The following is a 254-nucleotide window of genomic DNA, read 5'->3' on the forward strand; positions in this document are numbered from 1 at the left end:
GTTATTATTTTTTCTCGTTTTTTGCTGATTTTATCGGATTTCGCAAAGGCCTGCCAAAACCTTCAAAGAATACATTCATCTGATCTCTGCCCCGCAGCCGGATATCCGCGCCAAAGGGAAAGGCATCGGCTCCGAGAAAATGAATATGAATCATGCCCGGAATCCGATGTTGCTCATACTTAAAATGATGGTATTCCGGATTTTCCAGGAAATGGGCACGCCTTTTCGACACTGCTTATAAGTGTTTTATGCAC

At 43.3% G+C, this 254-nt stretch carries 1 protein-coding gene; it reads left to right on the forward strand.

Annotated features, from left to right (window positions below):
• Nucleotides 1-183 (forward strand): hypothetical protein (locus R0J87_RS22575; protein ID WP_498889127.1); only part of this gene is annotated, 183 nt, incomplete at its 5' end.
• Nucleotides 184-254: the final 71 nt, after the last annotated feature.

The sequence above is a fragment of the Halomonas sp. SIMBA_159 genome (assembly GCF_046536035.1).
Classification (GTDB): Bacteria; Pseudomonadota; Gammaproteobacteria; order Pseudomonadales; family Halomonadaceae; genus Vreelandella; species Vreelandella venusta_A.